This is a genomic window from Curtobacterium sp. Csp2, from assembly GCF_013347165.1.
On the sequence record NZ_CP054593.1, the window covers coordinates 2,651,298 to 2,674,234 of the forward strand.

Annotated in this window: 24 protein-coding genes and 1 pseudogene; 8 read left to right on the plus strand and 17 right to left on the minus strand. The window is 72.7% G+C overall.

Features of this window, described 5'->3' with window-relative positions:
- Positions 1-20 precede the first annotated feature (20 nt).
- The 7 genes from HUN59_RS12845 to HUN59_RS12875 form a co-directional block, all read right to left on the minus strand.
- Entirely contained in the window at positions 21-1,274 is a 1,254-nt protein-coding gene (locus tag HUN59_RS12845; protein WP_174778564.1) for an ABC transporter permease, read from the minus strand.
- Complete coding sequence (locus HUN59_RS12850) at positions 1,271-1,999, minus strand: ABC transporter ATP-binding protein (protein WP_174778565.1); 729 nt, start codon at positions 1,997-1,999, stop codon at positions 1,271-1,273. Before HUN59_RS12850 ends, HUN59_RS12845 begins: the two co-directional genes overlap by 4 nt.
- Positions 1,996-3,036 (minus strand): HlyD family efflux transporter periplasmic adaptor subunit, encoded by a 1,041-nt coding sequence (locus HUN59_RS12855; protein ID WP_174778566.1) that lies wholly within the window; start codon positions 3,034-3,036, stop codon positions 1,996-1,998. The genes HUN59_RS12850 and HUN59_RS12855 overlap by 4 nt, the downstream gene beginning before the upstream one ends.
- A gap of 195 nt (positions 3,037-3,231) precedes the next feature.
- On the minus strand, positions 3,232-4,908 hold the full coding sequence (locus HUN59_RS12860) for a ribonuclease J (RefSeq protein ID WP_058742943.1): 1,677 nt from the start codon (positions 4,906-4,908) through the stop codon (positions 3,232-3,234).
- Positions 4,909-4,955: 47 nt separating this feature from the next.
- A complete protein-coding gene (gene dapA, locus HUN59_RS12865; protein WP_174778567.1) occupies positions 4,956-5,933 on the minus strand; it encodes a 4-hydroxy-tetrahydrodipicolinate synthase in 978 nt (325 codons plus the stop codon).
- A gap of 105 nt (positions 5,934-6,038) precedes the next feature.
- Positions 6,039-6,551 carry a dihydrofolate reductase gene (locus HUN59_RS12870; RefSeq protein WP_058742942.1) on the minus strand — a complete coding sequence of 171 codons (513 nt, stop codon included), beginning with the start codon at positions 6,549-6,551 and terminating at the stop codon, positions 6,039-6,041.
- On the minus strand, positions 6,551-7,375 hold the full coding sequence (locus HUN59_RS12875; RefSeq protein ID WP_231050428.1) for a thymidylate synthase: 825 nt from the start codon (positions 7,373-7,375) through the stop codon (positions 6,551-6,553). The genes HUN59_RS12870 and HUN59_RS12875 overlap by 1 nt, the downstream gene beginning before the upstream one ends.
- Before the next feature lie 36 nt (positions 7,376-7,411).
- Between HUN59_RS12875 and HUN59_RS12880 the strand changes: the two genes are divergently transcribed.
- Complete coding sequence (locus HUN59_RS12880) at positions 7,412-8,323, plus strand: TIGR01777 family oxidoreductase (RefSeq protein ID WP_254629876.1); 912 nt, start codon at positions 7,412-7,414, stop codon at positions 8,321-8,323.
- A gap of 79 nt (positions 8,324-8,402) precedes the next feature.
- Here the strand turns inward: HUN59_RS12880 and HUN59_RS12885 are convergent, their stop codons facing one another.
- Both HUN59_RS12885 and HUN59_RS12890 read right to left on the minus strand, forming a co-directional pair.
- A complete protein-coding gene (locus tag HUN59_RS12885) occupies positions 8,403-8,840 on the minus strand; it encodes a tetratricopeptide repeat protein (RefSeq protein WP_058742608.1) in 438 nt (145 codons plus the stop codon).
- Positions 8,841-8,892: 52 nt separating this feature from the next.
- Positions 8,893-9,639 (minus strand): 4-hydroxy-tetrahydrodipicolinate reductase, encoded by a 747-nt coding sequence (locus HUN59_RS12890; RefSeq protein WP_144802067.1) that lies wholly within the window; start codon positions 9,637-9,639, stop codon positions 8,893-8,895.
- A gap of 23 nt (positions 9,640-9,662) precedes the next feature.
- Between HUN59_RS12890 and HUN59_RS12895 the strand changes: the two genes are divergently transcribed.
- The gene (locus tag HUN59_RS12895; protein WP_174778569.1) at positions 9,663-10,139 is read left to right on the plus strand and encodes a GNAT family N-acetyltransferase; all 477 of its coding nucleotides are present in this window, start codon (positions 9,663-9,665) and stop codon (positions 10,137-10,139) included.
- Between the two features lie 25 nt (positions 10,140-10,164).
- On the opposite strand, the gene HUN59_RS12900 is transcribed toward HUN59_RS12895, so the two are convergent.
- The gene (locus tag HUN59_RS12900; RefSeq protein ID WP_111227629.1) at positions 10,165-10,767 is read right to left on the minus strand and encodes a histidine phosphatase family protein; all 603 of its coding nucleotides are present in this window, start codon (positions 10,765-10,767) and stop codon (positions 10,165-10,167) included.
- A gap of 5 nt (positions 10,768-10,772) precedes the next feature.
- Entirely contained in the window at positions 10,773-12,107 is a 1,335-nt protein-coding gene (locus tag HUN59_RS12905) for a M16 family metallopeptidase (RefSeq protein ID WP_174778570.1), read from the minus strand.
- A gap of 246 nt (positions 12,108-12,353) precedes the next feature.
- Here HUN59_RS12905 and HUN59_RS12910 point away from each other — a divergent pair, with 246 nt between their 5' ends.
- A complete protein-coding gene (locus tag HUN59_RS12910) occupies positions 12,354-13,001 on the plus strand; it encodes a TetR/AcrR family transcriptional regulator (RefSeq protein WP_058742598.1) in 648 nt (215 codons plus the stop codon).
- 112 nt (positions 13,002-13,113) lie between these two features.
- Positions 13,114-13,641, plus strand: coding sequence for a YbhB/YbcL family Raf kinase inhibitor-like protein (locus HUN59_RS12915; RefSeq protein ID WP_174778571.1), 528 nt, complete (start codon positions 13,114-13,116; stop codon positions 13,639-13,641).
- A 72-nt stretch (positions 13,642-13,713) separates the two neighbouring features.
- Here the strand turns inward: HUN59_RS12915 and HUN59_RS12920 are convergent.
- A pseudogene (locus HUN59_RS12920) lies at positions 13,714-15,748 on the minus strand (polyribonucleotide nucleotidyltransferase).
- 291 nt (positions 15,749-16,039) lie between these two features.
- Between HUN59_RS12920 and HUN59_RS12925 the strand changes: the two are divergent.
- Positions 16,040-17,230 carry a coiled-coil domain-containing protein gene (locus tag HUN59_RS12925; RefSeq protein ID WP_174778572.1) on the plus strand — a complete coding sequence of 397 codons (1,191 nt, stop codon included), beginning with the start codon at positions 16,040-16,042 and terminating at the stop codon, positions 17,228-17,230.
- Between the two features lie 118 nt (positions 17,231-17,348).
- Here the strand turns inward: HUN59_RS12925 and HUN59_RS12930 are convergent, their stop codons facing one another.
- From HUN59_RS12930 to HUN59_RS12950, 5 genes are all read right to left on the minus strand, one after another.
- Entirely contained in the window at positions 17,349-18,299 is a 951-nt protein-coding gene (locus HUN59_RS12930; RefSeq protein ID WP_217483551.1) for an FAD:protein FMN transferase, read from the minus strand.
- Positions 18,296-18,622, minus strand: coding sequence for a hypothetical protein (locus HUN59_RS12935; protein WP_174777125.1), 327 nt, complete (start codon positions 18,620-18,622; stop codon positions 18,296-18,298). The genes HUN59_RS12930 and HUN59_RS12935 overlap by 4 nt, the downstream gene beginning before the upstream one ends.
- A gap of 105 nt (positions 18,623-18,727) precedes the next feature.
- On the minus strand, positions 18,728-19,351 hold the full coding sequence (locus HUN59_RS12940; RefSeq protein WP_058742594.1) for a CE1759 family FMN reductase: 624 nt from the start codon (positions 19,349-19,351) through the stop codon (positions 18,728-18,730).
- Positions 19,352-19,519: 168 nt separating this feature from the next.
- Positions 19,520-19,789 carry a 30S ribosomal protein S15 gene (gene rpsO, locus HUN59_RS12945; RefSeq protein WP_058742593.1) on the minus strand — a complete coding sequence of 90 codons (270 nt, stop codon included), beginning with the start codon at positions 19,787-19,789 and terminating at the stop codon, positions 19,520-19,522.
- 118 nt (positions 19,790-19,907) lie between these two features.
- Positions 19,908-20,354, minus strand: a complete 447-nt coding sequence (locus tag HUN59_RS12950) for a VanZ family protein (protein ID WP_174778573.1) — start codon at positions 20,352-20,354, stop codon at positions 19,908-19,910.
- 103 nt (positions 20,355-20,457) lie between these two features.
- On the opposite strand from HUN59_RS12950, the gene HUN59_RS12955 reads away from it, so the two are divergent.
- The 3 genes from HUN59_RS12955 to HUN59_RS12965 are packed head-to-tail and all read left to right on the plus strand — an operon-like array spanning position 20,458 to position 22,890.
- On the plus strand, positions 20,458-21,501 hold the full coding sequence (locus HUN59_RS12955; RefSeq protein ID WP_174778574.1) for a glycoside hydrolase family 6 protein: 1,044 nt from the start codon (positions 20,458-20,460) through the stop codon (positions 21,499-21,501).
- A 43-nt stretch (positions 21,502-21,544) separates the two neighbouring features.
- Entirely contained in the window at positions 21,545-22,600 is a 1,056-nt protein-coding gene (locus HUN59_RS12960) for a M4 family metallopeptidase (RefSeq protein WP_174778575.1), read from the plus strand.
- A gap of 17 nt (positions 22,601-22,617) precedes the next feature.
- Positions 22,618-22,890 (plus strand): protealysin inhibitor emfourin, encoded by a 273-nt coding sequence (locus HUN59_RS12965; RefSeq protein WP_058742605.1) that lies wholly within the window; start codon positions 22,618-22,620, stop codon positions 22,888-22,890.
- The last annotated feature ends 47 nt before the right edge of the window (positions 22,891-22,937 follow it).

Sequence of the window (22,937 nt, forward strand, 5' to 3'; positions counted from 1 at the left end):
ATTCCGCGGTCGCCCCGCCATCAGTACCGGATCGCGTCGATGACCTTGACGCGGACCGCGACGATCGCCGGCAGGAACCCGGCGAGCGCCCCGACGAGCACGGCCGACCCGACCCCGACGAGCGCGGCCTCGACCGGGAACGGTGCCCCGCCCACGTCGACGCCCTGCGTGATGAGGCCGCGGACGGTGTCGTTCCCGAGCAGCGCGGCACCGACCATCACCCCGACGCCGCCCGCGACGAGCGTGCCGAGCACGTTCTCGAGCAGGACCGCGACGAAGATCCGTCCGGCGGTCGCCCCGACGCCCCGTCGCACCCCGATCTCGCGGATGCGCTGGCGGACGCTGACGAGCGACACGTTGAGCAGGCCGAGCCCGCCGAGCACCAGGACCAGGACCGCGACGCCAGCGATCACCCAGCGGAGCGGGCCGAGCGGGTCGCCGTCCACCTGACCGGCGGCGTCGGACCGGTCCGCGGAGACGGTCCACCCTGGGCCGAGGGCGCGCTCGGCGTCGGCGGCGATGCGTTCGGCGACGGCCTTGCCGGAGGCCGCCGGGACCCACGCCTGGAAGGTCCGGGCCGTCCCGAGGTCCGGCGACACCGCGGCGTTCGCGGTCGCGACGGAGTTCGCCAGCTGGTAGAAGGACGGATCGGTGTCGTACTCCGACGACACCACCTGGCCGATCACGACGGCGGTGACGTCGGGCGTCCCCGGGAGTCGCACGACCGGGTGCGTCACGATGTCCGGGCTGCCGATCCGCTCGAGGAACGCCCGGTTGACGACGATCGCGGGGGCGAGGCGGTCCCGGTCCCGCTCGGTGAACCACTCCCCCGACGCGAGCCGCACGCGGTGCATCTCGGCGTACGCGGGGTCGACCGTCGTGCCCTGCACGAGCGCGACCCCGTCCGGGAACTGCACGTCGCGCTGCACGAACGTGGCCTCGGACGCGTACCGGACGTCGTAGCGCTCGGCTCCCGCGCGCAGCTCGCGGTCGAGCGCAGCGGCATCGGCGACGGCCGCCGTCCCCGCGGGGTCCGCGGACCCGGAGCCGGTGGTGGAACCGTTGAACAAGTACGTCGCGGGTCGGCCGCCGTACTGCTCGTTGAACGCGGCGGTGACCCGTTCGGCGAGCGACCCGAAGCCGACGACGACCGCGAGGGACGCCACGGCGATCGTCACGCCGACCAGGCTGAGGACGACGCGGCCGCGGTGCACGCGGAGCTCCTGCCACGACTCGACGAACGTGCCGACGACCGTGGTGAGCAGCCGGTTCACGCGACGCCCCCCACAGCACCGGACGGATCAGCACGGACCAGCGCACCGCCCTCGGCCACGAGCCCGTGGTCGATCCGGTGCACCACGTCGGCCCGGGCGGCGACCGCGGGGTCGTGCGTGATCGTCACCAGGGCCGCACGCGTCTCCGCCGCGACGGTCTCGAGCAGCTCCATCACGACCCGCCCGGTGTCGACGTCGAGCGCCCCGGTCGGCTCGTCGGCCAGGATCAGGCGCGGGGCGCGGACGAGCGCGCGGGCGATCGCCACGCGCTGTTGCTCGCCACCAGAGAGCCGGTGCGGCTGCGTGTCCGCCTTGTCGGCGAGCCCCACCCGGTCGAGCATCTCGAGCGCGAGCCGACGGCGCGACCAGAACGCGCGGCCGCTCGCGTAGAGCAGGGGCACCTCGACGTTCTCGACCGCGGTGCGGCCCTGCAGCAGGTTGAACTGCTGGAAGACGAAGCCGACGTCGGCGCCGCGGATCCGGTCGCGGCGGACGGACCCGGCGCGGCCGACGTCGCGTCCGTCGAACTCGTGCAGCCCGTCGGTCGGGGTGTCGAGCAGCCCGAGGACGTTGAGGAGCGTCGACTTGCCCGATCCGGACCGTCCGACGATGGCGACCCGGCTGTCCGCCTCGACGTCGAGGTCGACCCCGCGCAGGATCTCGAGCGTCGACCCGTCCGGCAGCGGCACGGACTTCCGGAGGTCCCGGACGTGCACCAGGCTCATCCGACGAACACCCCGCCCTCGTCCGTGTCCTCGTCGGACTGCTCCTGCTTGCCGGGTACGAACTGCAGGACCGTGTCGCCCTCGGCGAGCCCGGCCTTCACCTCGACGGTCTCGCCGTCGTTCAGGCCGAGCTCGACGGTCTTCTCGGAGCGCCCGCCGTCGCTGTCGACGACGGTCACGACACCCTTCTGGGCGGTGCCCTCGACCGCGGTGGTCGGGAGCGTCAGGACCCCCTGCGCCGACCCGGCGGACACGGCGAGGGTGACCTCGAGCCCGGGGAACACGGTCACGCCGCCGGGGACGTCGCACCGGAGCTGGGTGCCGCCGGTGCCGCCCCCGGCACCGTCTGCGCCGGTGCCGTCCGAGCCGTCGGAGCCCGTGCCGGACGAGCCGGCCGCGGACGAGCCGGCCCCGGAGCCGTCGGCCCCGGCGCTCGTGAGCGACAGGTTCGTGCACGTGAACGGGGCCGGGCCGTCGGTGATGGTGACGGTGGCCTCGGACGGCCGCGAGGTCAGCCGGTACAGCTGCGCGGCACCGAGCGTCGCGGTCGCCCGGTAGGCCTCCGGTGCGACGCGGGCCACCACGTCGCCGATCGCGACGGGCTGCTTCGCGACGAGGTCCAACCCCGAGACCACCCCGGCGGCGGGCGCGACGACGGTGGCGAAGGTCACCTTCGCGGGCAGCGGCTGCCCGTCCTCCGTCGTGCCGGTCGACGGGGTCTCGACACGGACGTCGACGATCGGGGCGCCCTGCTCGACCGCGGTGCCGTTCCCGACGAACACCTTGTTGATCGTGCCCTCGGCGGTGGCGCGGACCGGGGTCGCGGCGACCGACTCGATGGTCCCCTTCGCCTCGACGTCGTTGACGACGTCCCCCGTGGTGACGGTGACGGTCGGGTCCTCGAGCTGCGCCGTCGGCGTGGTCTCCTGCCCCTCGGGCTGCGCGGCGAAGAACGCGAGACGGACGAGGGACACCGCGATGACGGCGAACACGAGGAACTTCAGGCCGGGCCACACCCAGCGACGCAGGACGGTCACGCTCCGGACGGTAGCGACTGGTATTCCAGATGCGCGTCATCCTGTGGGATGAAACAGGTTGGCCGCCGGGCCGGGACCGTCCAGACCCCGCCGGCCCGTCACGGGGTGCGGAACGGCCTGGAGGCACGGGGCGGGGTCCGTGACGGACCCGCACCGTGCCTCCAGGCCGGTTCTCGCTGCAGCGCTGCGCGCCGCCTACGCCTCGATGACCACCGGGACGATCATCGGACGGCGGCGGTGCTTGGTGTTGACCCAGCGGCCAACCGTGCGCCGCACCACCTGGCTGAACGCGTGCGAGTCGCGCGTGCCGTTGGCGGCCGCCTCGGCGAGCGCCTTGGTGATCTGCGGGCGGACGCTGTCGAAGACCGAGTCGTCCTCGGCGAAGCCGCGCGACTGGATCTCGGGGCCGACGACGCACTGACCGGTCGTGAAGTCGACCGCGCAGAAGACGGAGATGAAGCCCTCTTCGGCGAGGACCCGGCGGTCCTTGAGGTCGGCGTCGGTGATCTCGCCGACGGTGGAGCCGTCGACGTAGACGTAGCCGATGTCCAGCTGGCCGGCGACCGTGACGGCCCCGTCCTTGAGGTCGACGACGATGCCGTCCTGGCCGAGGATGACGTTCCGCGGCGGGACACCCGTCTGGATCGCCAGGTCGGCGTTCGCGTACAGGTGCCGGTGCTCGCCGTGCACGGGGAGCACGTTCTTCGGGCGCAGGATGTTGTAGCAGTACAGCAGCTCGCCGGCCGAGGCGTGCCCGGAGACGTGCACCTTCGCGTTGCCCTTGTGCACGACCTTCGCGCCGAGCTTCGTCAGGCCGTCGATCACGCGGTACACGGCGTTCTCGTTGCCGGGGATCAGGCTCGACGCCAGGATCACGGTGTCGCCCTCGCCGATCTCGATCTGGTGCTCGAGGTTGGCCATGCGCGCGAGGACGGCCATCGGCTCGCCCTGGGACCCGGTCGACATGTAGACGATCTGGTCGTCGGGGACGTTCCTCGCCTTCTTCGTGTCGATCAGCACGTCCTCCGGCACACGCAGGTACCCGAGCTCGGCGGCGATCGTCATGTTGCGGATCATCGAGCGGCCCATGAACGCGACCTTGCGGTTCGCGGCCGCCGCGGCGTCGAGGACCTGCTGCACGCGGTGCACGTGCGACGAGAAGCTCGCGACGACGACCTTCTTGCGGGCGCGCGTGATGACGTTCTCGAGCACGGGTCCGATGTCGCGCTCGGGCGCGGTGAAGCCCGGGACGTCGGCGTTCGTGGAGTCCGGCAGGAACAGGTCGACGCCCGCTTCGCCGAGGCGGGCGAACGCGCGGAGGTCGGTGATCCGGTCGTCGAGCGGCAGCTGGTCCATCTTGAAGTCGCCGGTGTGGAGCACACGGCCGGCGCCGGTCGTGATCGCGACGGCGAGCGCGTCCGGGATGGAGTGGTTCACAGCGACGAACTCGAGGTGGAACGGGCCGAGCTGCTCGGTCTGGTCCTCGGCCACGACGAGCGTGTACGGCTTGATCCGGTGTTCCTTGAGCTTCGCCTCGACGAGCGCGAGGGTCAGGGTGGAGCCGATCAGGGGGATGTCGCCCTTGAGCTTGAGCAGGTAGGGCACTGCGCCGATGTGGTCCTCGTGCCCGTGCGTGAGCACGACACCGAGGACGTCGTCGAGGCGGTCCCGGATCGGCCCGAAGTCCGGCAGGATGAGGTCGACGCCGGGCTGGTGCTCCTCGGGGAAGAGCACGCCGGCGTCGACGACGAGCAGCTTGCCGTCGAACTCGTACACGGTCATGTTGCGACCGATCTCGCCGAGACCCCCGACGGGGATCACGCGGAGGGTGCCGGGTTCGAGCGGCTGCGGTGTGGAGATCTGGGTGGGCATTCGGTCCTGACTGTCGTGCGACGCGCTGGTGCTGCGCCGCGGTCTTCCTAACGTGTGGTGCCTGGCACCTTCGGCAGTGCGCCGCCCGCCGCTGCGTTGCGGTCCGGGCGGAAGTTCGAGAAGTCGGCGCCGGGGATGTCCCGGACCGCTTCGAGGGAGGTCTCGATGGCGTAGGCCTCGGTGTCCTCGGGGCCGACGAGCGGCAGCCGGACGCGCGGGCTGCCGATGCGGCCGAGTCCGTGCAGCACGTACTTCGCCGCGACGGTCCCGGGGACGTGGGTCATGATCGCACGGACCAGGGGTTCGACGCGCTTGTGCTCGGCGGTCGCGGTCGCCAGGTCGCCGCGGTTCACGGCGTCGACGATGGTGCGGTACGGCGTGCTCGTGATGTTCGCGGTGACGCCGATCAGCCCGGTCGCGCCGATCGACAGGTGCGGCAGGACGTTCGTGTCGTCGCCCGAGAAGTACATGAGGTCGGTGTTGTTGAGCACGCGGGACACCTCGGCGAAGTCGCCCTTGGCGTCCTTCACCGCGAGGATGTTCGGGTGGTGCGACGCCCGCACGATGGTTTCGTACGTGATCGGGATGCCCGTGCGGCCGGGGATGTCGTACAGGATGACCGGCAGGTCGGTCGCGTCGGCGATCATCCGGAAGTGCGTGAGGACACCGGCCTGCGTCGGCTTGTTGTAGTACGGCGTGACGATCATCACACCGTCGGCGCCGGCCTTCTCGCTCTGCTTGTACAGGTGGATGGCGTGCGCGGTCTCGTTCGAGCCACCGCCGGTGATGATCTTCGCGCGGCCGGCGGCCACGGACTTGCCGACCTCGACCAGGCGGAGCTTCTCCGGGTCGGTCAGCGTCGACGTCTCGCCGGTCGTCCCGGTGACGACGATGCCGTCGGCGCCGGCGGTGATGCAGCCGTCGATGTGCTGCTCGACGCCGGGCCAGTCGACCTCGCCGTCGGCCGTGAACGGCGTCACGAGGGCGACGAGGACCTGACCGAAGGGATTCTCACGCGGGGACACGCGGACCAGCGTACCGGCCCGGTGCGCCGGGCCGGCAGTCCGCCCGGACGGTGCGCGGCGGACGGACGGTCCGGTGCCGCCCGGCGGGTCCGGGCGCGGCGGCCGTCAGGACCGCTCCGCGCGACGCCACTCCCGGAACCGGTAGCGGGTGGCGTCCACGCGCGACTCCTGCCAGGGGCCGTCCTCGACGAGGGTCCACCCGTCGCCGAGCTCCGGCGCCCGGGTGTCGCCGGGGACGTCCAGGTCGACGATCGTCTCGGACACCCGGTCGGCGAACGGCAGCGCCTCGGCGTACACGGCGCCCCCGCCCATCACCCACACGGGCTCGTCGGTGTCGAGGGCGGCCCCCAGGTCGTGAGCCACCTCGGCCCCGTCGGCCGTCCACGCCGGGTCGCGCGTCAGCACGACGTTCCGGCGTCCGGGCAGCGGACGGAACCGCGGTGGCAGCGAGTCCCACGTGCGACGGCCCATCACGACGACCCCGTCGCCGGTGACCTGCCGGAAGTGCGCGAGGTCCTCGGGCACGTGCCACGGGATGCCGCCGTCGGCGCCGATGACCCCGGACGCGGTGCGCGCCCACACCATGCCGACGCCGCGGACGGGCTCGGTCCACGCCATCAGACGGCGACCGCGGCCTTGATCGCCGGGTGGTGCTCGTACCCGACGACAGTGAAGTCCTCGTACTCGTAGTCGTCGATCGAGTCGCGCGGGGCGAGCTCGAGCGTCGGGTAGGGGTAGGCCGTGCGGGACAGCTGCTCACGCACCTGGTCGACGTGGTTGTCGTAGACGTGGCAGTCGCCGCCGGTCCACACGAAGTCGCCGACCTCGAGCCCGGTCTGCGCCGCGATCATGTGCGTGAGCAGGGCGTAGGACGCGATGTTGAAGGGGACGCCGAGGAACATGTCCGCGCTGCGCTGGTACAGCTGGCACGACAGCTTGCCGTCGTTGACGAAGAACTGGAAGAACGCGTGGCACGGGGCGAGCGCCATGTCCGGCACGTCCGCGACGTTCCAGGCCGACACGATCAGCCGGCGGGAGTCCGGGTTCGTGCGGATCTGCTCGATGACCTGGGCGATCTGGTCGACGTGCTCCCCCGACGGCGTCGGCCACGAGCGCCACTGCACGCCGTACACCGGGCCGAGGTCGCCGTCCTCGTCGGCCCACTCGTTCCAGATGCGGACGCCGTGCTCCTGCAGCCACCGCGCGTTGCCGTCGCCGCGCAGGAACCAGAGCAGCTCGTACGCGACGGACTTGAAGTGCACGCGCTTCGTCGTGACGAGCGGGAAGCCCTGCGACAGGTCGTACCGCAGCTGCGCCCCGAAGATGCTCCGCGTCCCGGTCCCGGTCCGGTCGCCCTTCGGTGCCCCCTCCTCGAGCACCCGCCGCAGCAGGTCCTCGTAAGGGGTGGGGACGGTGGGATCGGGCTGCACGGTCTCGGTCACGACAAGAGCCTACGTCCGATGAGTAGCGTTGCGAGCATGTCGACAGAGCCCCTCTCGATCCTCGTCGCCGGCGCGTCCGGCTTCATCGGGACCCCCCTCGTGCACGCCCTCCGCGAGGCCGGACACCACGTCACGACCCTGACCCGCAGCGAGCCCCGCACCGCGAGCGCGTTCCGCTGGTCCCCCGGCACCCGTCCGCTCGACCCCGCGGTCCTCGACGGCGCGGACGTCGTCATCAACCTCGCCGGAGCGAACATCGGCAAGCTCCCGTGGACCGAGTCCTACAAGCGCGAGATCCTCGAGTCCCGCGTGCAGGCGACGGACACCCTGGTCGAGGCCATGCGCCGTGCCGCGAACCCCCCGGCGCTCTTCCTGTCCGGGTCGGCCTCCGGCGTCTACGGGGACCGCCCGACGGACGTGCTCGACGACGACGCCGTGGCCGGCAGCGGGTTCCTCGCCGACGTCTGCACGAAGTGGGAGGCCGCCGCGACCGCCGCCCCCGAGGGCGTCCGGGTCGTGCTGCTCCGCACCGGCATCGTCGTCGGCCAGGGCGGCGGTGCGCTCGCGCCCCTCGTCCCGCTGACGAAGGCCGGCCTCGGTAGCAAGCTCGGCACGGGCGGTCAGTTCTGGCCGTGGATCGCGCTCGAGGACGAGGTCGGCGCGATCGTCCACCTCGCGACGAGCCCGCACGCCGCGCAGGTGTCCGGCCCGGTGAACCTCGCGGGTCCGGAGCCGGCGGTCGCCGACCGGATCACGAAGCGCGTCGCGCAGGACCTGCACCGGCCGTACCTGCTCGGTGTGCCGGCCTTCGCGCTGCGGCTGGTGCTGCGCCAGGCGGCCGACGAGATGCTCCTGTCGAACCAGCAGATGGTGCCGCGGAAGCTCGAGGAGTCCGGCTACACGTTCCGCCACCGGTACGCCGAGAGCGCGGTCGACGCCGCCTTCTGATCCGCACGGACGTCGCGGCGGTCGCGACCGTCGACCGGACAGGAGGCTCGTGGCGGGCCCGCCACGAGCCTCCTGTCCGTCAGGCCGTCGGTCCGTCCGCCCGTCGGTCGGTGCGCGCGGTGGCGAGCGCCGTCCGCATCGCGGCCCGCGCACGCTTGCGGTCACCCGCGGCGTCGTAGACGACACCGAGCCGGAACCAGGCCCGCCAGTCGTCGGGGTCGGCCTCGACCGCGGCCTTGTACCGCGGGAAGACCTCGTCGGCCGCCGCACGGTCGGGGCGGCCGCTCGGCATGAGCGGCACGACGTCCTGCGGGGTGCCGCCCTCGCGCTCGAGGCGACGACCGAGCCGGGTGATGCGGATCCCGAAGCGGAACTCGAGCACGAGCAGGAGCGCGCCGATCAGGGCCACCACGACCAGCGCGACACCGATGCCGATGCCGATCGGCTGCCCCGTCGCCATGAACGCGACGGCGCGCTGCCCCACGACGACGATGTAGAGCAGGAGCAGGGCGGCCATCAGGGCGGCAGGCCAGAACGGCGAGCGGAACGATCGGAGCACGGCGTGCCGCTCAGCCGACGCCGAGGACGCTGCCGAGCCCGACCGTCAGGCCACGGGCGTCGACCACGTGGGCGAGCGCCGCCCGGATGCCGGCGACGTACGCGACGTCGTCGTTCGTGTCGTGGCGGATCGTGACGGTCTCGCCGGGACCGCTCAGGTGCACGTCCTGGACGGCCTTGACCCCTGGGAGCCGAAGCGAGTGGATCGGGACGCTCGCGACCTGCTGCCCGCGGGCGCGCTGGTCGACGTGCGGGGCGTCGACGGGGCCGACCTCGCGCCGGGCGTCCGCGATGAGCTCCGCGGTCCGCACGGCGGTCCCGGACGGCGAGTCGACCTTGCCGGCGTGGTGCGTCTCGACGATCTCGACCGCGGGGAACCACGGCGCGGCGATCGTGGCGAGGTGCGTCGCGAGCACCGAGCCGATCGAGAAGTTCGGCACGACGAGGACCCCCTGGTCGGGTCGGGCCTCGAGCCCGGCGCGGAGCTTCGCGAGCCGGTCGGACGACCAGCCGGAGGTGCCGACGAGCACGTTCGCGCCGCTCGCGAGGGCGTTGTCGACGATCGCCGGGCTGAGCGCCGGGACGGTCACGTCGACGACGAGTGCGGCGCCGGCGAACACCGACGGCGGTGCCTCGTGCGCGCCGTCCCGCGACGACAGGGATGCGACGAGCTCGAAGCCGTCGAGGGATTCGACCACGGAGGCCACGAGGCCCCCGAGACGACCGGTGGCGCCGACGACGGCGACGGGAGTGACCATGGCTCCCATCCTAGGATCGGACCATGCCGCTCCAGGTCAGGCCCGTGCCCGCCGACGCCCCCGAGGTCGACGCGCTGCTCGACGCGTACCTCGACGAGCGCGAGGCCACGTTCCCGAGCGCGCAGGGGTCCTACTCGCGGAAGCGCACCCCGGCGGCGGAGTTCGTGCCGCCGAACGGCACCTTCGTCGTGGCGTACGACGACGACCGGCCCATCGGGTGCGGCGGGCTCCGCCGGATCGCCGACGACGGGGACGACGTCCGCTTCGAGGTCAAGCACGTGTACGTGACCCCGGTCGGTCGCGGGAAGGGTGTGGCGACCGCGGTGATGGACGCGCTCGAGGACGCTGCCCGCGGGTTCGGGGCGACGAGCGTCGTCCTCGACACGAACGACTCGCTCGTCGCGGCCGGCGCGATGTACCGCGGCCGCGGCTACGAGCGGGTCGCGCCGTTCAACGAGAACCCGAACGCGACGGCCTGGTACCGGCGACCGGTCGGCTGAAGCCCGCCCGGGACGGTCGACGTCCCTAGACCGGCTGGTCGACCGGCAGCCCCGTGCGGAGCTCGACCGGCAGGTGCGCGAGGTCGTTGAGGGTGACGACCTCGGCCGGCTTGGCGGAGCGGATCCGGATGATCGTCAGTGCCGTGTGCGCGACGTTCGTCCCCATCCACCGCCACTCCGGCGCCTGGAACGCCTCGCGCACGAACCAGCCGATGACGGCGTTGTGCGTGATGAGCAGGTCGTGGCGGTCCTCGCGTGCCGGCGTGAACCACTCCGCGACGGCGTCGCCCATCTGCGCCTGGCCCGCGACGATCTCCTCTTCCGTGACGCCGCCGTACCAGCCCTGGTAGGCGTGCGGCATGTCCGGGGTCGGACCGGAGGGGATGCAGTCGAAGAGCAGGGTCGAGGGCTCCGGCTGGATCGACGGCAGACGCTGGGCGAGGAACGCCGCGGTCTCGCTCGGGGCGTCGAGCGGCGAGTGGTACACGCCGTCGAACGGCACCCCGCCGAGCCGGTCGGCCACGAGCATCGCCTGGCGCTTCCCGCGCTCCGAGAGCTTGCCGTCCCGCAGGCCGTGCTCGGCGTCCTGGTGCTCACCGTGCCGGACGAGGTACAGGTAGTGCGACACGTCGGTCACCCCTCGGCGTTGATGGCGGCCGCGAGCTCGTCGCGCTGGACGGCCCCCACGACCGAGGTGATGGTCGGCCGGGTGAGCAGGTCGCGGGCGAGGTCGAGGACGTCCGCCGGGGTCACCCGGTCGACCCGCTGCAGGGCGGTGCCGAGGTCGGTGAACTCGCCGGTGCCGAGCTCGGACCGGCCGAGTCGCGTCATGCGGGCGTCGCTGTCCTCGAGCGAGAGCGTCAGCGCACCCTCGATCTGGCCCTTCGCGCGGCGGAGTTCATCGTCGGTGATGCCGTCGTCGACCATGCGGCGGAACTCGGCGTCGATGATCTCGACGACCCCGGCGACGTTGTCGGGGGCGCAGCCCGCGTAGACCCCGAAGGCTCCGTTGTCCAGGTACGCCGGTGCGAAGGAGGACACCGCGTAGGCGAGCCCCCGGCGCTCACGGACCTCCTGGAAGAGCCGCGAGCTCATCCCGCCACCGAGGACGGCGTTCAGGACGCTGAGCACGGGGCGGCGCTCGTCACGGAGGTCGAGACCCTGCGAGCCGCGGAGCATGCTGACCTGCTCGGTCGGACGGTGCGCGACGGTGAGCTTCGGCACGGCCGGGTCCGCCACGGGCTGCGGCGTCCGCCGGGCCAGCGGCGACGCGTGCGGGGCGTCCCGGAAGACGTGCTCGACGAGTTCGCGGAAGCGGTCGTGGTCGACGGCACCGGCGGCGGTCACCACGATGCCGTTCGGTGCGTAGTGCTCGCGGTAGTGGTCCAGGACCTCGGCGCGCCCGACCGCGCGGATGCTCTCGGGCGTCCCGCCGATCGGTCGGCCGAGCGGGTGCCCGTCGAAGGCCGCGGCGAAGAACGCCTCGCCCGCGACGTCGGCCGGGTCGTCCGCGGCCATCGCGAGCTCCTCGAGGATGACGCCGCGTTCGACGTCGAACGCCTCGGCATCGAGCACCGAACCGGTCACCATGTCCCCGATCACCTCGACCGCCATCGGGACGTCGGTGTCCCGGACGCGGGCGTAGTAGCAGGTGTACTCCTTCGCGGTCGCGGCGTTGTGCTCGCCGCCGACCGAGTCGAAGGAGATCGCGATGTCGAGGGCACTGCGTCGCTCGGTGCCCTTGAAGAGCAGGTGCTCGAGGAAGTGCGTGGAGCCGAACTGGCCCTCGCGTTCGTCGCGGGACCCGACGCCGACCCAGAAGCCGAGGCTCGTGGAACTGGCTCCGGGGACCGACTCGGTGAGGACCCGGACACCGGAGGGCAGCACGGTCCGACGGACGAAGGCACCACCGGACGTCAGGAAGGACGTGTCCGGGGCCTCGAGCGGCAGCGGTACTGGCTGGTTCATCGCAGACGAGCCTACTGACCCTCGGGAGCCGACCGCCCAGTTTCCCCATGCCCACAGCGCGTGCCTCGAACTGGGGTACATCGGATGAGGATAGAAAGACTCGTCTGTCTGTCCTCCCCGTGGTACAGTTCTTGCATCGGGTCGGAAGCCCCCCTAGATTCCGACCCGATGGCTCGGGACATCAGTCCTCGCGCGGCGGAGTCCCCCCACTCCCCCGCGGAGCCGATGAGTCCGAGGAGCAACGCTGTGACGGTCGATTCCCCCCAACCGGCCGTCCAGCGTCTCCCCGGCCCGAGCACGAACCTCGCGTCGCCGGACGGGTCGAGCGTCCCCCCGGCTCCCCGTTCCGGCGGCGCGAAGGTCCGGATCCTCGAGACCGCGACGCGCCTGTTCTACGAAGAGGGCATCCGCGGTGTCGGCGTCGACCGTCTCATCTCCGAGGCGAGCGTCACGAAGGCCACCTTCTACAAGCACTACGGCTCGAAGGACAACCTGATCCTCGCCTACGTGCGCACCCAGCACGAGCGCGTCCGCGCCGGCTTCGAGCAGCTCGTCGCCGACGCCGCCAGCCCCGAGGCCGCGGTCCGCGCCTGGGTCGCCGCCGTCTCCGACGAGGTCGGTCGTGCCGAGTTCCGCGGCTGCGCGTTCCTCAACGCCGCCGCCGAGTACCACGACCCGCGCGACCCCGTGCGCGAGGTCGTCGCCACCCACCGCGACTGGTACACGGACCAGCTCGCCTCGCTCCTGCAGCGCGCCGGGCACCCGCTGCCCGGCGACGGCGCCGACGAGCTCATGCTCGCGCGCGACGGCGCGATGGCCGGCGCGTACGCCGGCGACGCGATCGCCGCGACCGCAGCGCTCGGCCGCGTGGTCGACCGCGTCATCGCGGCCTGACGCCTCGCCTCCGACCCGACCGACGGACTGGAGGATCGTGGCGGGGCCCGCCACGATCCTCCTGTCCGACCCGTCCCACCTCCGCGACAGGAGCCGGGTGTTTGCTGGCGGCATGGCCAACGACCCCAACTGGAACCTCCCCGAGGTCCCCACCTTCACCCTGACGAGCCCCGACTTCTCCGACGGCGACGCACTGCCCGACTGGGCGCGCGGCGCCGACGCCGGTGGCGAGGACCGCTCCCCCGCGCTCGAGTGGTCCGGAGCGCCCGAGGGCACGCAGAGCTACGTCCTCACCGTGTACGACCCGGACGCCCCGACCGGCTCGGGCTTCTGGCACTGGAGCCTGACCGACCTGCCGGCGTCGACGACCTCGCTGCCCCAGGGTGCCGGCACCGACGACGCACTGCTCCCCGCCGAGACGCTCCGCCGCCGCAACGAGTACGGGACCGACACCTTCCTGGGTGCCGCACCGCCCGCCGGCCACGGCCCGCACCGGTACGTGTTCACGCTGAGCGCGCTCGACGTGCCCGTGCTCGAGGCCCCCGCCGACGCCACCCCTGCCGTGGTCGGCTTCCTGCTCCGCGAGCACCTGCTCGGGCGCGCGCAGCTCACCGGCACGCAGGAGACCCCGGCGTCCTGACGCCCCGCTCCCCGAACACGACGACGGCCGTCACTCCCGCGGGAGTGACGGCCGTCGTGGGTCAGCCGGGGATCAACCCTCGGCGTTGTCCTCGGTGTGCTTCTCGTGGCCCTCGCGGCCCTCGGTGTCCACCTCGTCGGCGACGACCGGCGCGAGCGACAGCTTGCCGCGGTCGTCCACCTTGGTGACCTCGACCAGGATCTTCTGGCCGACGCCCAGGACGTCCTCGACGTTCTCCACACGCTTGCCACCGGCGAGCTTGCGGACCTCGGAGACGTGCAGCAGCCCGTCGCGGCCCGGGAGCAGCGACACGAAGGCACCGAAGGTCGCGATCTTGACGACCGTGCCGAGGAACTGGTCCCCGATCTCCGGGTTCGTCGGGTTCGCGATCGCGTTGACCTGCGCACGGGCGGCCTCGGCCGAGGGACCGTCGACGGCGCCGATGTAGACGGTGCCGTCGTCCTCGATCGAGATGTCGGCACCGGTCTCGTCCTGGATGCCGTTGATCGTCTTGCCCTTCGGGCCGATCAGCTCGCCGATCTTGTCGACGGGGATCTGCACCGAGATGACGCGCGGGGCGGTGTCGGCCATCTCGTCGGGGGCGTCGATCGCCTCGGTCAGCACGCCGAGGATCGCGGAGCGCGCTTCCTTGGCCTGCTTGAGCGCGGCGTCGAGGACCGACGAGGGGATACCGTCGAGCTTCGTGTCGAGCTGGATCGCCGTGACGAAGTCGGACGTGCCGGCGACCTTGAAGTCCATGTCACCGAGGGCGTCCTCGGCACCGAGGATGTCGGTCAGCGCCGCGTAGCGGGTCTGGCCGTCGACGGTGTCGGAGACGAGGCCCATCGCGATGCCCGCGACCGGGGCCTTGAGGGGCACACCGGCGTTGAGGAGCGACAGGGTCGAGGCGCAGACGGACCCCATCGACGTCGAACCGTTGGAGCCGAGGGCCTCGGACACCTGACGGATGGCGTAGGGGAACTCCTCGCGCGACGGCAGCACCGGCACGAGGGCGCGCTCGGCGAGGAACCCGTGCCCGATCTCGCGACGCTTCGGCGAACCCACACGGCCGGTCTCACCGGTCGAGTAGGGCGGGAAGTTGTAGTGGTGCAGGTAGCGCTTCTTCGTGACGGGCGACAGCGAGTCGATCTGCTGCTCCATCTTGAGCATGTTCAGCGTGGTGACGCCGAGGATCTGCGTCTCACCGCGCTGGAAGATCGCGGAACCGTGGACGCGCGGGATCACGGCGACCTCGGCGTCGAGCGGACGGATGTCGGCGAGGCCGCGGCCGTCCATGCGGACCTGCTCGGTCAGGATGCGGCCGCGGACGACCTTCTTCGTGACCGACTTGTAGGCGCCGCTGACCTGGCCGTTGGCGGACTCGGGGAGCTCCCCGGCCTCGACCTTGGCCGCGATGGCCTCCTTGACCTTCGCCTTGAGGGCGTCGTCCTTGTCCTGACGCTCGAGCTTGCCAGCGATCTGGTAGACGCCCTTGAGCTCGTCGAGCGCGAGGGCCTCGACCGCGTCGTAGACCTCGGGGGCGTACGGCGGGAAGACCGGGTAGTCCTGGATCTCCTTGGCCGACTGGGCGGCCATCTTCGCCTGCGCCTCGACGAGGACCTTGAGGAACGGCTTCGCCGCCTCGAGGCCCTGCGCGACGACGGCCTCGTCCGGCTTGGTCGCGCCGCCCTGGATGAGGTCCCAGCTGTGCTCGGTGGCCTCGGCCTCGACCATCATGATCGCGACGTCCTCGTTGCCCTGGTCGTCGGTGACGACGCGGCCGGCGACCGTGAGGTCGAAGACGGCCTCGGCGAGCTGCGACGCCTTCGGGAACGCGACCCACTGATCGGAAGAACGAACCGGGGATCTTGCCGGCGGCGTACGAGCGCTCCTCGACGTCGACGGTCAGCGGGAAGAAGTCGAAGCCCTCCCGCGGGTGCTTGCCGGCGCTGGTGGCCGAGAGGAGCATGGTCTCCTCGTCGAGGTACGCGGCGACCGCGCCCTGCGCCTGCTGTGCGAGGCGGCCGGTCTCGAACCGGACGACGCGCTTGCCGAACTTGCCGTTGTCGATGACGGCCTCGGCGAACTTGATCTCGGGACCCTCCAAAAGGGTGCCTCCTTGACGTGTTCGGCAGACCGGGGCGACGGCACCCGACGGTGCGTGCGCGCCGAGGGGGTCGGGACGCATGTCTGGCCAGCAGTAGAAGCACTCGGGACTCCGAACGGCCCGCGAGCCACCACCGATGACCAGCTCCGTGCCGGGTCTGCGCAGTGTTGTGTGCCACGACTGAGCGTGACGCCCGGGGAACGGTCCCCGGACGGTGAGGACTTTACCAGCCCTCAGGCGCAGCGCGGCGAGGCGCCCGTGACACGGGCGTGTCCCCGCTAGCCTGCCGCCATGCGTCTCTCTCCGTCCCGGAGCGTGCTCGTCGCGGCCGCCGTGGTCGTCGGCGCGCTCGTCGTGCCCGCCATGACCGCCGCGCCCGCGAGCGCCACCGACTACCCCACGTGGGCGGACGTGCAGGCCGCGAAGGGCAACGAGCAGGCGAAGCAGGCTGAGATCGGCACCGTGCAGGACGCCCTGCACGCCGCCCAGGCCGACGCCGCCGCCAAGTCGCAGACCGCGCTCGACGCGTCGGCCGCCGCGGACGCCGCCGAGGCGGACCTCAGCGCCGCCACCCAGGCCGCCACGAGCCTCCAGGCCCAGGCCGACGACGCGCAGCAGACGGCCGACCGCGCCCAGGCCCGCGCCGGGCAGCTCGCCGCGAGCCTGTACCGGGACGGCAGCGAGAACGCGATGGCCACCCGGATCGCGACCGCGAAGGACCCGGACGACCTGCTCTACCAGCTCGGCGCGCTCGACCAGCTGACGGGCACGTGGACGGACGTCCTCGACGACGCCTCGGTCGCCGCCCACACCGCGTCGTCGCTGCACGAGCAGGCGACCCGCGCCGAGGACGAGCGGGCGTCGCTCGCGTCGGCTGCCGAGCGGAAGTCCGACGCGGCCGCGGCGGCGTCGAAGACCGCGGCGCAGGCGGTGTCGAGCACCCAGCAGCACAGCGACGAGCTCTACGCGCAGCTCGCCTCGCTGAAGGACACGACCGCGGCGACCGAGCAGCAGTACGCCGTCGGGCAGGCGGTGGCCGCACAGGCGGCGGCGCAGGCACGCGCGGCGCAGGCAGCAGCGGCGGCGCAGGCGCAGGCGCAGGCGACCCCGGGGAGCTCGGGCGCGGCGTCCTCCGGCAACGCGTACCCGAGCACGGACGGCGTCGTGGTCGACCCGGCCGGCGCCCAGGCCTACGCCCGCAGCGCCATCGGGGCGTACGGGTGGGGCTCGGACCAGTTCTCGTGCCTGGTGTCGCTCTGGACGCAGGAGTCCGGGTGGCGCGCGAACGCCCTGAACGTGTCGAGCGGGGCGTACGGCATCCCGCAGTCCCTGCCGGCGAGCAAGATGGGCGTGGCCGGTGCGGACTGGCGGACGAACGCGGCGACGCAGATCAACTGGGGCCTGGCCTACATCCACGACGCGTACGGCTCGCCCTGTGCCGCGTGGAACCACGAGATGAGCGAGAACCCGCACTGGTACTGAGCGGGTGCGCGGCCCGACGACGCCGCTCGTGCGCGCTCGGGTGACGCCGCGCCGCTCGTGCCGGCTCGGGTGACGCCGCGACGCGGGTGCGCGCTCGCGTGACGCAGCGTCGGGCCGGTCAGGCGGCGGCCGCGTCCTCCGCCGGCCAGCCGCCGAGGCGCACGACCGAGCCGTCGGCAGCGACCAGCCGCGCCGCCCGCCCGTTCTGCCGCAGCCAGTCGACGGCGGCGTACCCCCGCACCACGGCGGCGGTCGTCATCGAGTTCGCCGTCACGCAGGACGGTGCCACGACCGTCACGGAGCGCCAGACCGGTTCGGCGGGCAGACCCCACCGCGGGTCGAGGATGTGGTGCCGCGCCCGACCGTCCTGCTCCCAGCGTCGCTTCTGCGTGCTCGACGTCGCGACGGACCAGCCGGCGGCGATCCGCACGTGGTCCACGGGATCGTCGTCGAGGTCCTGCACCCGCACCTGCCAGCCGCCGGACGGGTCCGGGCCGGCGGTGGCGACGTCGCCGCCGAGCGAGACCAGTGCACCGATGCCCAGGCGGGCCGTGATGCTCGCCGCAGCCATGTCCGCCGCGGCGGCCTTCGCGGTCGCGCCGAGGTCGAGCGTGACGCCCTCGGGGACGCGCAGGAACGTGCCGGAGAGCAGGATCCGCTGCCACGCCGGACGGTCGTCGAACGCCCTGGCGAGCAGCTCCGGCGATGCCTCGGGGTCGGACCCGTCGGTCACGAGGGCACCGTCGACGAACGCGGCGTCGTAGCCCAGGCGCACCATCCGGCGGCCGAGCGTCGGGTCGACGTCGCCGTCCGTCAGGCGCGCGGCGTCGACGGCCTGGTGCACGAGCGACGCGAGGAGTGGGGAGACCTCGGTGCCGCGGACGAGTGCGTCGGCGCGGGCGACGAGCTCGGAGTCGGCGCGGAACCGAGTGCACGCGGCGTCGACCGCTGCGGTCACCTCGCGCACGCAGGCCTCGGCTGCGGCGAGGTGCCGACGGTCCCGGCGGTCGAGCACGACCCGGGCGGTGGTGGTCCAGAGGTCCCACTCGGCGGCGGCGCGCACGGTCACGATCCCGTCGTCGTCGCGTCGGAGGCGCCGGACCCGCCGGTGGTCCCCTGCGAGACGCCGTGGTCCGAGGTGCCGGTGCCGGTGCCGCTCGAGCTGGTGCTGCCCGAGTCCGTGGTGCTCGAGCCGGACGTGCTCGTGTCCGTCGTGCTCGAACCGGACGTGGTCGTGCTCGTCGTGCTGGAGTCCGTCGCGCTCGTGCCGGTCGTGGTCGTGGCCTCGTGTCCGATCCACACCCCGGCGCCGGTGAGCCCGGCGACCACCAGTCCCGCCGTGCTCACGATCGCGCTGGTGGTGCGTCGCCCGTTCCTGCGGTTGCCGTCCATGGGTCCTCCTCGTCGTCACGACGAGCCTCGCGGACCGGCCCGGGTGTCCCCGGTGCGTGCGCTGCGGCCGCACCCCGCGGATCCGATGAGGACCCTAAGAGCGCGTCAGTGACCGAGTCCGCCGAGCAGCGACGCGAAGTCCACCGTCTCGGGAAGGGCGTCGGTCCGCTGCGGGGTCCGCCGGGAGGATCGGATCGCCCAGGCCAGGTCGACCCCGGCCCGGCGGATGCGTGCGTCCAGGGCGGCCGCGTCCTCCGGGCTCCCCCAGTCGTCGGTCGCGGCGAAGACGCCCGTCGGCACGACCGCGGCGCGGAGGTACGCGAAGACCGGACGGAGCGCGTGGTCGATCGCGAGCGAGTGGCGCGCCGTGCCACCCGTGGCGGCGAGCAGCACCGGCACGTCGGTCATCGCGTCCTTGTCGAGCACGTCGAGGAAGGACTTCGCCAGGCCGCTGACCCCGGCGGTGAAGACCGGTGTGACGAACACGACGGCGTCGGCCTCGAGGACCGTCGCCTGCGCGGCCGCGAGCCCCGGCGCCGCGAACCCCGTGAGCATCGCGTCGACGATCTCGTGGGCGATCGGACGCAACTCGACGTGGCGGACGTCCACCGAGCCTCCCGGCCGATCCGCCGTGATCGCGGCGACGGCCGACCCGGCGAGGCGATCCGCGAGCAGGCGGGTGGAGCTGGGCTCGGAGAGCCCGGCGGAGACGACGGCGATGGTGGTCATGGCGATTCCCGACTTTCGATGCGTTTGCATGAACATCGTACCGAACCGGCGGACGGGCGCAACCATTCCCCGCCGTCGTGCGCCGGAACGGAGAAGGCCCCGGTCCTCACGAGGAGGACCGGGGCCTTCGGTCGAGCAGTGTCTGCGAGACGACCAGCGGCGCTGACCTTATCGGCGCAGGCCGAGGCGCTCGATGAGCGCACGGTAGCGGCTGATGTCGACGTCGGAGAGGTACCCGAGGAGGCGGCGACGCTGGCCGACCATGAGCAGCAGACCACGACGCGAGTGGTGGTCGTGCTTGTGCTCCTTGAGGTGCTCGTTCAGGTCGTTGATGCGACGCGTCAGAACGGCGACCTGGACCTCGGGGGATCCGGTGTCGCCCGGGTGGGTCGCGTACTCTTCGATGATCTCCTGCTTGACCTTCGCGTCAAGTGCCATGGATGATCCCCTTCCCTGTCCTCTGAACGAGAACTGTCGTTGCGCGGTGCCCGTGCCTGATGCACGAGCGCTCTTTGTCCGCGGCCGTTCGACGGCAACCGGACGAGACTACCAGAGATCAGGCCGTGCGGGCACGCAGGCGGCGGCGGCGCGGGGCCGGCATCAGGCTCCGGACGAGTCCGACGAGCGTCGCGCCGAGCAGGCCACCGAGGCCGTTCGACAGGACGTCCCGCGGGTCCGCGACGCGGTAGGGCAGCCAGGCGGCCTGCGCTGCCTCGATGCCGACGGACAGGCCGACGCCGACGACGGCGCCGAGCAACCACCACCGGCGGGGCAACCACAGCGCCGCGAGCATCCCGACCGGCACGAACATCGCGATGTTCGCGAGGAACTCGACGCGGTCGTAGCCGAACCAGGCGCCGTGCGGCAACTGCTGGAGCCAGGCGATTGCGTGCAGGACGAGCTCGCTCTGGGCGTGCGTGAAGACCTGCGGGGTGAGGGTCATCCGCCAGATCACCCAGGCGTAGCCGACGGTGACGGCGAGGAGCAGGGTCTTCCGGAACATCCGGTCAGTATCGGTGCACGCGGCTGGCAGATCCCGGCGGGCCGGCTGGGCGGACGCCGGGTCGCGGTTCCCCGGAGCGGGCCGGACCTGCCAGCATGGGCGCATGCCGGAGCAGGGGAACCGCAGCCGCCGGGGTGCCGGTCGGCGCCAGTGGACGTGGATCGGGGGCGCCGCCGTCGTGGTCGCGGCCCTCGTCACGACGCTCCTCCTCGTGCTCCCCGCGGGCTATCACCAGGACGGCCGGGACGTGACCGACCGACGCACGGCGGCACAGGCCTTCCCCGGTGGCCTCGCCCAGCAGCCCGCGACCGACAACCAGGCGCTGCGCCGGGAGTCGGACGCCCGGGCCGCCGGCGACACCACCACCGCGTCCCGGCTCGACGTCATCGCGGACCAGCCCGTCGCGACCTGGCTGACCGACCCGTCGCAGGACGCCACCCGCCAGGTCGTCCGTCGTGTCGTACGGGACGCCGAGCAGCAGGACCGGACACCGGTGTTCGTCCTGTACGCGATCCCCGACCGCGACTGCGGCAGCTACTCCGCCGGCGGGACGACCGAGCGCGACTACCTGCCGTGGGTGCGCTCGGCCGTGCGGGCGATGGCCGGATCGCATGCCGTGGTGCTCGTCGAACCCGACTCGATCGCGCAGATCCACGTGTGCAAGCGGCTCGGCGAGGACCGGCTGCACCTGCTGCGGAAGGCCGTCGACGAGCTGACCGGACACGGCCTCACGGTGTACCTGGACGGCGGCAACGAGAACCGCGTCCCCGTCGCGACGATGGCGGGGTGGCTCCGGCAGGCGGGGGTGGACCGGGTGCAGGGGTTCGCCACGAACGTCTCGAACTTCTACCGCGTCGACCAGGAACGTGCGTACGCGGACCGGCTCGCCGACGCGATCGGGGACGACCCGCACTTCGTCATCGACGTCTCGCGCAACGGTCAGGGCTGGAAGGGCACGTGGTGCAACCCGCCGGGCGCCGGACTCGGGCAGGCGCCGCACGTCACCGGCGGCACGACGCGGCTCGACGCTCTGCTCTGGGTGAAGACCCCCGGCCTGAGCGACGGCACCTGCCACGGCGGACCACCGGCCGGACAGTGGTGGGAGTCGTACGCGCTCGCACTGGTCGAGAACCGCAAGCAGGACTGAGTCCCGTCGGCCACCGGTCGGGGGTCGGTGGTTGCATGACGCCATGACCGCGCCCGACCGCATCCGCTCCGTCGTCCCGCCCTACCTGCTCCGCGCCGTCGCCGACGCCGCCGAGCACCCCCGCGCCGCCGCGGCCGCCCGGACGGCCCTGGGCGAGATGACCGCGGTCGCGGCCCCGAAGCGGGAGCACCGCGTCCGCCCGCAGGGCGTCGCCGGCACCGTCGACCGCTCGCCGCAGCGGACGATCGCCGACGCGGCCGGTGGCACGACCCTGCCCGGACGGGTGGTCCGCCGCGAGGGCGAGCCGGACACCGGCGACGCCGCCACGGACGAGGCGTACGCGGGCCTCGGCGCGACGCACGCCTTCTGGCTCGACGTGTTCGGGCGGGCCTCGGTCGACGGCGCGGGACTCCCCCTCGACGCCACGGTGCACTACGGGCAGGACTACGACAACGCGTACTGGGACGGGCAACGGATGGTCTTCGGCGACGGTGACGGCGAGGTGTTCAACCGCTTCACGATCGCCCTCGACGTGATCGGCCACGAGCTCGCGCACGGCGTCACGCAGTACACCGCCGACCTGACGTACGAGGGGCAGTCCGGCGCGCTCAACGAGTCGGTGTCGGACGTCTTCGGCTTGCTCGTCGCGCAGTACACCGCCGGGCAGACCGTCGACCAGGCGAGCTGGCTCATCGGCGAGGGGCTCTTCACGGACGCGGTGCACGGGGTCGCCCTCCGCTCGATGCGGGCGCCGGGGACCGCGTACGACGACCCGGTGCTCGGCAAGGACCCGCAGCCGGCGACGATGGCCGGGTACGTGCAGACCACCGAGGACTCCGGCGGCGTGCACGTCAACTCGGGCATCCCGAACCACGCCTTCTACCTCGCCGCCACGGCCATCGGGGGTCGCGCGTGGGAGGGTGCGGGCGCGGTCTGGTGGGACGCGCTGACCTCGCCGTCGACCACCGCGGGGATCGACTTCGCGGGCTTCGCGGGCGTCACGCTCGACGCAGCGTCGGCCCGCTTCGGTGCCGGGTCGACCGAGTGGACCGCGGTCCGCGACGCCTGGCGGACGGTGGGCGTCCACACCGCGTCGTGACGGCGTACAACCGGGGCATGCAGATCGTCGTCCGTCGCAGTGGTGGCCTCGCCGGCCTGACCCGGGGCTGGCGGGTCGACACCGAGTCGTGCGCCGACCCGGACGCGTGGCACGAACTCGTCGGCGCGCTCCCCCGCGAGTCACCGGGCGCACGTCGCCGCACGGTGCCGGACGACTTCACGTGGACCGTCACGGTCGCGCGGACGACCGTCGAGATCCCGGGCAGCCAGCTCGACGGACCATGGGCCGCGCTCGTCTCACGGGTACGCGACGAGGGCGACCCGGTCTGACCGCGGCCCGACCGCCGGTCCGGCGCCCCGGACCGGCCCGGCCAGGC

Coding starts and splice junctions, on each gene's coding strand:
- HUN59_RS12850 (WP_174778565.1), bottom strand. CDS start 1,999: ATGAGCCTGGTGCACGTCCGGGACCTCCGGAAGTCCGTGCCGCTGCCG.
- HUN59_RS12860 (WP_058742943.1), bottom strand. CDS start 4,908: ATGCCCACCCAGATCTCCACACCGCAGCCGCTCGAACCCGGCACCCTC.
- HUN59_RS12870 (WP_058742942.1), bottom strand. CDS start 6,551: ATGGCGTGGACCGAGCCCGTCCGCGGCGTCGGCATGGTGTGGGCGCGC.
- HUN59_RS12880 (WP_254629876.1), top strand. CDS start 7,412: ATGTCGACAGAGCCCCTCTCGATCCTCGTCGCCGGCGCGTCCGGCTTC.
- HUN59_RS12885 (WP_058742608.1), bottom strand. CDS start 8,840: ATGGCCGCCCTGCTCCTGCTCTACATCGTCGTCGTGGGGCAGCGCGCC.
- HUN59_RS12890 (WP_144802067.1), bottom strand. CDS start 9,639: ATGGTCACTCCCGTCGCCGTCGTCGGCGCCACCGGTCGTCTCGGGGGC.
- HUN59_RS12895 (WP_174778569.1), top strand. CDS start 9,663: ATGCCGCTCCAGGTCAGGCCCGTGCCCGCCGACGCCCCCGAGGTCGAC.
- HUN59_RS12905 (WP_174778570.1), bottom strand. CDS start 12,107: ATGAACCAGCCAGTACCGCTGCCGCTCGAGGCCCCGGACACGTCCTTC.
- HUN59_RS12915 (WP_174778571.1), top strand. CDS start 13,114: ATGGCCAACGACCCCAACTGGAACCTCCCCGAGGTCCCCACCTTCACC.
- HUN59_RS12925 (WP_174778572.1), top strand. CDS start 16,040: ATGCGTCTCTCTCCGTCCCGGAGCGTGCTCGTCGCGGCCGCCGTGGTC.
- HUN59_RS12935 (WP_174777125.1), bottom strand. CDS start 18,622: ATGGACGGCAACCGCAGGAACGGGCGACGCACCACCAGCGCGATCGTG.
- HUN59_RS12940 (WP_058742594.1), bottom strand. CDS start 19,351: ATGACCACCATCGCCGTCGTCTCCGCCGGGCTCTCCGAGCCCAGCTCC.
- rpsO (WP_058742593.1), bottom strand. CDS start 19,789: ATGGCACTTGACGCGAAGGTCAAGCAGGAGATCATCGAAGAGTACGCG.
- HUN59_RS12950 (WP_174778573.1), bottom strand. CDS start 20,354: ATGTTCCGGAAGACCCTGCTCCTCGCCGTCACCGTCGGCTACGCCTGG.
- HUN59_RS12955 (WP_174778574.1), top strand. CDS start 20,458: ATGCCGGAGCAGGGGAACCGCAGCCGCCGGGGTGCCGGTCGGCGCCAG.
- HUN59_RS12960 (WP_174778575.1), top strand. CDS start 21,545: ATGACCGCGCCCGACCGCATCCGCTCCGTCGTCCCGCCCTACCTGCTC.
- HUN59_RS12965 (WP_058742605.1), top strand. CDS start 22,618: ATGCAGATCGTCGTCCGTCGCAGTGGTGGCCTCGCCGGCCTGACCCGG.